This window comes from Pseudoalteromonas sp. DL2-H2.2, assembly GCF_021532535.1.
In the GTDB taxonomy this organism is placed as follows: Bacteria; Pseudomonadota; Gammaproteobacteria; order Enterobacterales; family Alteromonadaceae; genus Pseudoalteromonas; species Pseudoalteromonas rubra_A.
In genome coordinates, this window is record NZ_JAKGBD010000019.1 from 31,755 (window position 1) to 42,150 (window position 10,396).

The window sequence follows — 10,396 nt, forward strand, 5'->3', positions numbered from 1 at the left end:
GAAGTCTATTATGTCATCTCAGGACACTCATCTTGATACGGGATTTTTTGGCCATCCCAAAGGCCTGTCTACCCTCTTTTTTACTGAAATGTGGGAGCGCATGAGCTACTACGGTATGCGCGCCCTGCTGGTGCTTTTTATGACCGCCTCTTTGCAAGAAGAAGGCCTGGAGTTCACCGTGGCAGCAGCTGCGGCCATCTATGGCTTATACACAGGCGCGGTGTACTTTCTGGGCTTACCCGGCGGCTGGATAGCCGATCGTCTGCTGGGCGGTCAGCGCACCGTCTGGTACGGCGGTATCATCATCATGTGTGGCCATATCGTGCTGGCCATTCCGGCCCATGAAACCTTTTTCATTGGCCTGATCCTGGTGGCTGCGGGCACCGGTTTGCTAAAACCCAATATCAGCGCCATGGTGGGTCAGCTTTATCGCGATGAAGACGAGCGACGCGATGGCGGCTACGCCCTGTACTACATGGGGATCAACCTGGGGTCGGTGCTCGGCTATACCATTTGTGGCTACTTTATGGAAAACCTGGGCTGGCACTGGGCGTTTGGCGCGGCCGCGGTAGGCATGGGTGTTGGCCTAATTCAGTATCGCCACACTCTGGGTAATATTGCCGAGGTCGGCGACCAGCCCAGCAACCCGCTTCCTGCTGAAAAGGCGCGCAAGGCCTGGTCGGTCATAGGGGCGGTGGTTGCCGTCGTTGCGGGCGTGGTGGCACTCACCTACAGTGGGCTGATCACCATTAATCCTGTGGTGGTTGCCCAATATGTGGCCGTGGCGTTTACCCTTATCTTCTTCGCCTATTACGGGTTTATTTACTTTGCCGGCGAGCTGGAACACGATGAGAAACGCAAAATGTGGGCACTCTTTTTGGTCTGTGTGGCCTCAGCCTGCTTCTGGTCCGGGTTTGAGCAGGCTGGTTCTTCTTTGAACCTGTTTGCCCGCGACTATACCGACCGACTGATTGGCGACTTTAGTATTCCCACCGCCTGGTTCCAGTCGACTAACTCCTTTTTTATCATCATACTGTCGCCCTTCTTCGCGGCCCTGTGGATCAACCTGGCCAAGCGCATGATCTCGCCGTCGTACACAGTAAAATGTGCCATTGGCCTGGTGATCATGGCCAGTGGCTTTATCGTCATGTTCTTTGCCGCTCAGTACGCTGCGCAAGGCCTTAAGGTCGCGCCCATGTGGCTGGTAACCACTTACTTTCTGCATACAGTTGGTGAGTTATGCCTGAGCCCGGTGGCACTGAGTGCAGTCAGCAAGCTGTCGCCAAAACGCTTTGCCGGACAGATGATGGGCGTATTTGTGTTAACTTACTCAATCGGAAACATTATCTCGGGCCTGCTGGCTGGTAATTTTGACCCCAATAACGTGGAGCAGATGCCGAATCTGTATCTGCAGATCAGCCTGTTCTGTATTGGCGTGGGGATCCTGGTTGGCCTGTTTGGCTTGCGTGCCAAAGTCTGGGAAGGTCAGGGTCAGCAGCAAGCGGCATAACGCATTGTGCTTTAACTACCGCTTATTGAGGGAATGGGGTCTGCTAAAGTGCAGACCCCATGCTTTATAGGCTAAAATAGACAGTACCCGCCACAACTTTGCTTTGTTCAACAAAAAAGTGACCAAACCAGCTTTGCTGTTCAATTTCCAAAACATCATCCACTAATTCTTCATCTGTTATATCAAGGTCAGATAGCGCTGTGTGATATGCAAGATGGCGAAATTGCCACGGCTGAAAGTCAAACAGGCGTGTGGCCTGCCACAGTTGCGCATTTCTAATGCGGATAGGTTCAAGTAAATCCAACTGCTTAACTCTGCCGCCCTTCTCCAGGGTAATCACCTCGCTGCACCCGCTCATATACACCTGCTCACCTTGCACTGATACAAGCTCAATCATCCCGGTAAGATCTTTTTCTTTTACCGATGTGCTCTGCGCTGTGGTCAAACAAGGTAGGGATGATACCCCGTTTGCAAGCGAGGGTAATTTCCCTATTTCAAGGTGCTCCAGCTTAGTGGCCTCACTCCCCTCATCGGCCAGCCTGACTTTAACCGTTTGATTAACAGAAAATGCTTTACGAATAAACTCACTTTGCGAGTCGTCCATCATGAGCCCGTTTGATACCGTCAGCGAATTCTCACCCACAGTGAGCATCATGTCCAGGGACTGAAACTCGACAAGATTATTAATGACCGTTGGGAAAAGAAAGTTAGCATACTGGTAGCCCACAAACTGATCATCGACAAAAAATAGCGCATGATTGCGTCCTATCGTAGCCAATCGAGTTTTGGCATCAAGTTGCCAGAGCAGGCTAAAGCGCCCGATCAAACGTTCAGCATCCGCAAAGCGGGTACCTAAATGAATACCGAATACGCTCGATGGCGTAATAACATTGGTGGGCAAATGCTGCTGCTTCACCTCACGCACGATATCAATATTGATTGCGTATTCGGTCACAGATGACTGTTGGTGTTGATTAACCGGTTGCACATTCAAATCAGCGGCACGTGTAATGCGATTATTACTGGCGCATGTCTTAACAGCATGAGCCGTGAGCTTAGCTTCTACAATCGTGTGGTATAACGCTGAGCCGGATACTTCGTCATAGTCGAAAGTGAGTGAGTCAATCTCAACGCCATTAGGATAGCCAGACAACTTACTCTGCAGCTCGTCAAAGAGATCTGCTTTTAATAAGTCGATAATATCATGGAGCTGCTGACCTTTTCGTTGTTTCAATTCAGCTTGAAGTTTCATGGCTGGGCGGACATCATCCAGCGTGCAGCTGCTGCCAATTGGATAAATTGCTGCGGCCACCACATTGCCACAAAACAGTGATACCGTGGCCATCAGAGCACGGACATTCAGTATTTTCATTGCAAATCCTTCTGTGTTGTAATAACAGTTTGCAGGTACAATAGAACACAGTTAGCACACTTTCGCAACGGAGCCAGCATGACGAAAATCGCCATTACCGGCGCTACCGGATTACTCGGGCGCGCCATTTATAGCACACTAAAACCACACCATGACGTGATAGGGTGTGGCTACCGGCGAGCTACAGCTCCCTTGGTGGCACTGGATCTCAGTGAGCAGGCTGAGGTTTGTCGATTTTTGGACACCTATCAGCCGGACGTGCTGATCCACGCTGCCGCAGAGCGAAAACCAGATGTTTGTGAAACGGATCATGCTCAGACGCTGGCACTCAATGTTGCTGCCAGTGAGTACCTGGCCGCACAATGCAACCAGCGTGGGATCCGATTATTTTTTATCAGCACCGACTACGTCTTTGACGGCACTCAGCCACCTTATAACGAGCAGGCAACAACCAACCCGCTCAATTTTTACGGTCAGAGTAAGCAACGGGCAGAGCAGGCCGTGCTGTCTATCGACCCGGGCCATTGCGTTATCCGCATCCCCGTACTGTATGGTGAGGTCGAATACCTGGCTGAGTCGGCAGTAACAGTTATTGCCGAGCAACTCAAAGCATCCCCATCCGGCGCGCACGACGACTGGGCCGTCCGTTACCCTACTCATGTTGAAGATGTCGCACTCACGCTGGCCGACTTAGTGGCACTGCCTGCTGAGAAACTAGGTGGGATCTATCATGTGTCGGATACTCAGGCGATGACCAAGTATCAGATGGCACGCACTATGGCAGCGCAGTTAGGCATAGACGCCGAACAGCTTGTTGCTGTGCCTGAGCCGACGCAAAGCGCAGCCCGGCCGCACAACTGTGCACTTCAGGACACCCGCCTGCACGAGTTAGGGATTGCCCATCATCGCGATTTTACCTCAGCGATAGCAAGCGTGCTGAGTAAGCACCGCTAGGAGCACAGGTAATGCAGGTGAAATCAACGCTGTTAGGACTCTCTTTGCTGCTCAACACTTACCTGGGCTGGCAGCTCTATCAGTTATCGCCTGCATTGCAACCTGCAGACTCGACCTTGCCTCCTTCGACTCCACAGGCCAGAGCAGTACAATCCAAAAACAGCGGCACGCCAGCCTCTTTTGCCCAGGCCCAGCAGGCATTTGAGCAGGCCCGTTATGAACAGGCTCTGGCCAGTTTGCTGCAAGCGCGACAAACCCACCCGGACATCACAAAGCGTTATGCGCAGCAGTGGTGGCAATGGATAGATACCCAGTTGGCACAAGCCAGCCGTGCCCAGTTGTTTGCCCAGCTGGCGCTGGTACAGGGTTACCTCAGAGCCGACCCCCAGGCAGTGACAGCACAACGGCTAGAAATTATGCTCTATCAATCTCTTGGGCAACCCGATGAAGCACTTACCCGGCTCCTAATTGCGTACCGGCGCAACCCACAGTATGCAAAATGGCAAACGCTGGTTGATACGTTGCTGGTGCCACGCCTGGTTGAACTGAGCCAGCAGCAACAATGGCATGAGCTGCTGACACTTGCCGCGCCCTGGTACGATGAAAAGCCACACATGCTGCCCCTGCTGACACACCAGGTCGAGGCACACCTGGCATTATTGCAGCCTGCCGAAGCCTTGTTTTTAATTGCCCAGGCGGATCATACCCTGCGCCACCACCAAAAGACGGAGGCACTTTATCAGCGCGCACAAGCGTTGCAACAGGGCGTTACGCATGTCCCGCTGCGTCGCCTGGGTAGTCATTTTGTCGTCGAAGCCCGGCTCGCTGGCACCACCATTGAATTGATGATAGACACCGGCGCCAGCGTGACGTCGCTGACCCAACAACAATTCGCGACCCTGGCGCAGGCCGTTGACTACCTCGATACCCGCACCGTGTCTACGGCCAATGGTCTGGCGAGCGTCGAATTTTATCAAAGTGAGCAGATGCAAATTGGCGATCAGGTACGTGGTCCCATGCAGTTTGCGGTGATGAATGAGATGCGCTCAGGCCCCGGACTGCTGGGCATGAACTTCCTGCGCCATTTTGACTTTGATATCGACCAGCAAAATGCAGTGCTGATTTTGCGCCCGCGCAGCCACAATTGATATACTGAGCTTTTGCTCCCGGGTTATCTCCTTTATGCAGCCAATGCGCCTAGCCAAATACCTGAGTCACTGTGGTATCTGTTCCCGCCGTCAGGCCTCTCGACTGATCGAAGCCGCTGAGGTGACTGTGAATGGTCGCCCGGCGAACCACATTGACCATGTTACCGACGACGACGACGTTTCTGTCAGCGGCCGCCCGGTGTCCGGTCCGGCCCCGAAAAAGCTCTACATGTACCACAAACCTGTGGACATTGACTGCAAGTTACGCCCGGACGACACTAGCAGCCTGATCCATTACCTGCCCCCGGGTGAGCGTGTTTATCCTATTGGACGGCTGGATAAAGACAGTCGCGGATTGTTGCTACTCACCAATGACGGCGAACTCTGTAACCGGCTTATCCACCCCGACCATCATCAGGAAAAAGAGTATCGGGTGGTGGTAGACCGCCCGTTTGATGCGCAATTTTGTGCGCAAATGCGTGCAGGTGTGCCAGTAGATGGCGTCATGACTCTGCCGTGTCGGGTCGAGCCTGTTTCAGCCGATTCCTTTACCATCATTCTCAAACAGGGGCTGAACCGGCAGATCCGTAAAATGGCGCGTTATTGTGGTTATCGGGTGGTGGATTTATATCGGGTGCGGATAGCCAATTTGCACCTGAATGCACAGGCTCTGCCGCCCGGACACTATCAGGCCATTGCCCTGACGCAGCTTGAACTGCTGGAAAAGGAAAAATAATACCGCCCGACCGGCTGCCTGGGCGGTAAAAAGTAGCATCGCTAAGCAGTATAGCGCGCGGCGAGCCGCGACACACTGTGGCAAATTGTCGCACCACCATTGACCCTTTTTATGCTGAATATTTCTCAAGGCGCTGGTAATTCTCGGCCGACGCAGGTAGCGTCAGGGCTCCTGAATTACTAAAAGTCATTACGTATGGAATGGATTGCCTTTACCTGTCTGGCCGCATTTAGCCAGGCCTGGCGTAACGCCCTGCAAAGCCGTTTGAGCCAGCACGCCAGTGTGGCCAGTGTCACGCTGGCCCGTTTTCTGTTAGCCACGCCTCTGGCCGCGCTATACCTGCTGGGCCTGTACCACTGGCAGGCGGCACCCGCACTGACCTTTAATCCAACTTTACTGGGCTATATTGGCGGCGCGAGCGTGATGCAGATCATCGCCACCGGGTTAATGGTGGTCCTGTTCAAACGCAATAATTACGCTGTGGGTGTGGGCCTGGCCAAAAGTGAGGCTTTATTGGCGGCTATGCTGGGCGTGGTGTTTTTTGGCTCTCACCTGAGCGCGCTGGGCTGGCTGGGTGTTGTGCTCGGCGGCATAGCCGTGCTGATGCTCAGCGGCGTGACCCTGCGGCAATTTCAGCTGTCGACCGCCCTGCTGGGACTTGCCTGCGGCGGTGCCTTTGCACTCACGTCTTTGTGGGTGCGAGAAGCCAGTATTGCCACTCAGTTACCCTTTCCTCACAGCGCAGCCTGGGTGTTGTTGCTGGTGTTATCCTGTCAAACTCTGCTGCTGTCGGGTTACCTGAGCTATGCCGAAGCCGACTCCTGGCGGCAGCTGTGGCAACACCGCCGACTGACTAGTGCCATCAGCACCACCAGCTGCATCGGGTCGATTGGCTGGTTTAGTGCCATGAGCTTGCAACACGTTGCTTATGTGAAGACCCTGGGTCAGATTGAAGTGTTCTTCACCCTTGCTATCTCATTGTGGTGGCTGAAAACCCCCGTTGGCCGACGTGATACCCTGGGACTGGGGCTGATAGCACTGGCCGCAGTGCTGGTCATGACGGGCTAGGTGACTGGCCTGACATAAATTTTCAGGGAAAAAATGCCGACGCTTTCTATACTGAAGATATCGCAACAATAACAATTGAGTGCCTTACGTGCCGATTGCGCAACACATTTATAGTCAGCCGGACGAAGTAGAGCTGGTCAAAGTAAAGCTGTTTAAGCAAGTCGCTTATTACTGCTTGTGCTTGCATTTGCTGTTTATTTTCGCCTTCTGGTACAGCCAGGTGTATATCCTGGCCATCGCCAATATCGCCAGCGTCGCAGCCTGGGCAACGGGTATATATTTGCTCAATCTGGGCCACAGCCATTTGGCACTCAGGGTATTTTGTGTCGAAGTCACCGCCCACTCGGTACTGGTGTGCGCCACCCTTGGCATGGACTATGGTTTTCAGTATTACCTGTGGACCATCGCCTGCATGTTGCTGCTGGACATGAAACTGAAATTACGACTGGCCATCACCCTGTCGCTGAGCCTGATCGTGCTATTTGCCGCCCTGTTTGAGCTGTTTAATGACGTGCAAACCGCATTTGTGTTCCATGACTACGCTCGCCCAATTCATTTTATCAATGTCTTTGTCTGCGGCCTGCCGATGATTTACGTCATCGGACAGATACGCGAAAGCACCTTTATTCAGCGTCGGCAGCTGGCAACTCTGGCCGCAAGAGATCCACTTACTAACTTGTTTAATCGCCGTTATGCAAAGGAGTTGATCTTAAGAGCCCATGCCAGTTGTGTGCACAATGATCAACCTCTATGTGTCGTGATGGCCGATCTGGACCATTTTAAACAGATCAACGACCAGCTGGGCCATGACGTAGGCGACGAAGTACTGCAAACCGTATCTAATATTTTGCGCGAGCATGTCACTGATCAGGACATTGCCGTACGCTGGGGTGGGGAGGAGTTTTTGCTGGTACTGGTTGACTGTACACTGGAAGAAGCGCTCCAACGCCTTGAGACACTGAGACAAACGCTGGAAAAGCAGCGCTTTAACGGCGATGAGCTGACGGCAACCATGAGTTTTGGTGTGGCCTTATGGCACACTGCGCTGCCCTTTTCTGTGACCTTGCAGCTGGCCGACGATGCACTATACAGCAGCAAAGCAAAGGGCCGCAATTGTATTACTGCAGCCCGCTCTGGCTAGTTCAGGGGTTTAAACGAAATGCGATGGGTGATTTTACCCGGAAACAGGGGCACCGCCTCACCTTGTGCATAGCCACTAAAGCCAGCCCGATAAAACGGCGATAAAGGATGGCCGCTTTGCCCTCCCGCAATGCTCATAATGGCGTTATCCAGGTGGCCTGGTTGCGCGATAAAACGCTGAGAGGCGCCAAACGCCGGCTTTTGTACCGCGGGCATATAACTGTCACCAAACCCCGCAACCACCGGCATATCGAGCAAGCCACTGAGCAGTGGCATTTGCCGGCTAAACGGATGCTTTACCTCGAGCTGATTCACTCGCCCCCACTGCCACGCCGCCATATCCCGACCCTGGGTTTCTGTTAGCTGCGTCTTAGCCGCTTCATAAGCAGCCAGTAACAGGCTATCCCAGTCAGAATACTGTGCTTGCCAGTGCGCAGGTTGCTCACGCAGCAGCTGCCACGCAGCCGGCTCAAGATAGCGCTTTAAGGGTGACAAGCTGCCCTTTGCTTGTTGCAGCTTTGTTTCTACCGGTGCAAACAGCTGATCAAGCGTATGATCACGAAAACGCCTGACTAGGGTATAACCAACCGAGCCCGGGCAAGCGCACGCCTGCCAGTCGGCCAGGTAATGGCTGTCACGGGCATAGCGGTCGCCATTGTTTGCCAGTAGCTCGCTGAGCAGCTGATGCCAGGGCATGAGAAAGCGCGCTTCATTATCAAGCTGCAAACGCATAAAGTCTGCCTCATCAAACTGGCTCTGCGCCATCAGGCGATCGCGGATCTGCACTGCCCGCGCGCCCAGTGCATAACCACCATCACCAAAGCGCAGATGCTGCTGCGCCGACACCACCCGGGAGTTGGCCGTCCAGAGCTTGCCATGAGAGGGGTTTTTAACCACGGGCCGCTGAACTTCGTTGTGTTGCCAATCGGTACTGTAATTCTGGCTGTCAACCGCCAAATCACTGGGCTCTGGGCGACCTGGCACCGCGCCCGTTGGGCGCCATGCGGCATTGCCTTTGGCATCCACAACCACCAAGTTTTGCACCGGGATAGCAATGTGTGCGGCCTGCTCCAGCGCACTATCCACAGAGTCGGCCTGCTCCAGTGTCAGTAGCCCAAGATTAACCGAATAGTCCTGGTGTGCCACCCAGCTCAGCGCATAGGGCTGACCCTGGATCTCCTTGACCGGGCCAAAATCACTCATTGTCAGCTTGAACGTTTCACTCTTGCCACCCGGTAAATTCAGTTGCTCAGTTACTTCCCAGGTATTGTCATTCTGCGGGTCGAGCTGGATCCAGTCGGCAGTATCCAGATAACCATTGGTAAATCCCCAGGCGATGTGATTGTTACTGCCCACCACCACAGCGGGTGCTCCCGGTAAAGTGACGCCCGTCACCTGAATGGGCTGATTTGTTGCGGAGTTATAGTTTAGTTGCGCGCGATACCAGATAGCCGGTGCGTTTAAGCCAAGGTGCATATCGTCTGAAAGCATGGCTGCACCAGTTTGAGTATGCCGTCCTGTAACAGCCCAGTTGTTACTGCCATAAAGCGGAAGCTCTTTGATATGAGTAATACCAACAACATAAGCAATGTCGTCTAAATTTGGTGTCAAAACCTCCTTTTTGGTGACTTTAGACCCATCAAGCGACGCCTGATAATTTCCTGGCTGCAGAATAAAATCTACCATTTCTTTTCCAAATAAAGACTCCACTAAAATTAGTGACTCATCTCTTTTTATCGTACTTTCTTGTAAATCCAGATACATACTGAAAATTACCAGCAAGCTGTCTTCTGGCTGCCAGGGTCTGACTTCAGCACCTAACAGCAGGTATTCAAAGCTTGTCATTCCACTTTGCGCTTGTCCTTCATTCACTCCCTCGGTGTAACGTGCCAGCAACACCTGCTCAGACTCCGGCAGTTGCTGCAAAATGGTCTGACTCAGAGCACGAAAGCGGTGAAACCTTAGGCGCTTATCCAGCCCAATCGCCGCTTCACCAAATAGTTCACTCAGCTCTCCGGCGGCATTACGACGCAGCAGGTCCATCTGGAAAAAGCGATCCTGGCCATGTGCAAAACCCAGTGCATAAGCAGCATCATGGCGGTTTTTAGCCGTGATCACCGCCTGTCCGAGCGCATCTCGCTCCAACGTCACGGTTGCACTCACCCCCTCCGACTGACCCTGCCCGTCGAGCGCCGGCAAGCTCAGTGATAACACGCCATACACCACTGCACTGGCAGCCAGTGCGAGCAACACCAGCACCGCAACCCCGCGTTTCAGCCAAGTCAGCATATCTTTCCCTCATTTGATTGATTAATGACCTTAGCCAGCTTAGCGGTTATTGTGCTGTATTGCATTACATCTCAGTGAATCTGACGCTACCAGTACACAGAGTTGCAAAGTGCAGCTCGCACGACTTCATCAGTGCGTTAGATCAGATTATGTATACCAAGGTACTGGTCAGCCTCGGC

Annotated in this window: 8 protein-coding genes; 6 read left to right on the plus strand and 2 right to left on the minus strand. The window is 53.2% G+C overall.

Annotation, left to right across the window (positions count from 1 at the left end; all coding sequences use genetic code 11):
• The first annotated feature begins 10 nt into the window (after positions 1-10).
• Complete coding sequence (locus L1285_RS21515) at positions 11-1,510, plus strand: peptide MFS transporter (protein WP_235414275.1); 1,500 nt, start codon at positions 11-13, stop codon at positions 1,508-1,510.
• 64 nt (positions 1,511-1,574) lie between these two features.
• On the opposite strand, the gene L1285_RS21520 is transcribed toward L1285_RS21515, so the two are convergent.
• Positions 1,575-2,882, minus strand: a complete 1,308-nt coding sequence (locus L1285_RS21520; protein WP_235414276.1) for a hypothetical protein — start codon at positions 2,880-2,882, stop codon at positions 1,575-1,577.
• Positions 2,883-2,960: 78 nt separating this feature from the next.
• On the opposite strand from L1285_RS21520, the gene L1285_RS21525 reads away from it, so the two are divergent.
• From L1285_RS21525 to L1285_RS21545, 5 genes are all read left to right on the plus strand, one after another.
• A complete protein-coding gene (locus tag L1285_RS21525) occupies positions 2,961-3,836 on the plus strand; it encodes a dTDP-4-dehydrorhamnose reductase family protein (RefSeq protein WP_235414277.1) in 876 nt (291 codons plus the stop codon).
• 11 nt (positions 3,837-3,847) lie between these two features.
• A complete protein-coding gene (locus L1285_RS21530; protein ID WP_235414278.1) occupies positions 3,848-4,984 on the plus strand; it encodes a retropepsin-like aspartic protease family protein in 1,137 nt (378 codons plus the stop codon).
• Positions 4,985-5,027: 43 nt separating this feature from the next.
• On the plus strand, positions 5,028-5,720 hold the full coding sequence (locus tag L1285_RS21535; protein ID WP_235414279.1) for a pseudouridine synthase: 693 nt from the start codon (positions 5,028-5,030) through the stop codon (positions 5,718-5,720).
• Positions 5,721-5,915: 195 nt separating this feature from the next.
• Entirely contained in the window at positions 5,916-6,788 is an 873-nt protein-coding gene (locus L1285_RS21540; RefSeq protein ID WP_235414280.1) for a multidrug transporter, read from the plus strand.
• An 88-nt stretch (positions 6,789-6,876) separates the two neighbouring features.
• A complete protein-coding gene (locus L1285_RS21545) occupies positions 6,877-7,929 on the plus strand; it encodes a GGDEF domain-containing protein (RefSeq protein ID WP_235414281.1) in 1,053 nt (350 codons plus the stop codon).
• On the opposite strand, the gene L1285_RS21550 is transcribed toward L1285_RS21545, so the two are convergent.
• Positions 7,926-10,217 carry a penicillin acylase family protein gene (locus L1285_RS21550; protein ID WP_235414282.1) on the minus strand — a complete coding sequence of 764 codons (2,292 nt, stop codon included), beginning with the start codon at positions 10,215-10,217 and terminating at the stop codon, positions 7,926-7,928. The two genes, L1285_RS21545 and L1285_RS21550, sit on opposite strands and share 4 nt — an antisense overlap.
• Between the last annotated feature and the right edge of the window lie 179 nt (positions 10,218-10,396).

What these genes read in the sequence shown, in the direction of transcription:
- L1285_RS21515 (WP_235414275.1), top strand. Translation starts at nt 11, where the DNA reads ATGTCATCTCAGGACACTCATCTTGATACGGGATTTTTTGGCCATCCC.
- L1285_RS21520 (WP_235414276.1), bottom strand. Translation starts at nt 2,882, where the DNA reads ATGAAAATACTGAATGTCCGTGCTCTGATGGCCACGGTATCACTGTTT.
- L1285_RS21525 (WP_235414277.1), top strand. Translation starts at nt 2,961, where the DNA reads ATGACGAAAATCGCCATTACCGGCGCTACCGGATTACTCGGGCGCGCC.
- L1285_RS21530 (WP_235414278.1), top strand. Translation starts at nt 3,848, where the DNA reads ATGCAGGTGAAATCAACGCTGTTAGGACTCTCTTTGCTGCTCAACACT.
- L1285_RS21535 (WP_235414279.1), top strand. Translation starts at nt 5,028, where the DNA reads ATGCGCCTAGCCAAATACCTGAGTCACTGTGGTATCTGTTCCCGCCGT.
- L1285_RS21540 (WP_235414280.1), top strand. Translation starts at nt 5,916, where the DNA reads ATGGAATGGATTGCCTTTACCTGTCTGGCCGCATTTAGCCAGGCCTGG.
- L1285_RS21550 (WP_235414282.1), bottom strand. Translation starts at nt 10,217, where the DNA reads ATGCTGACTTGGCTGAAACGCGGGGTTGCGGTGCTGGTGTTGCTCGCA.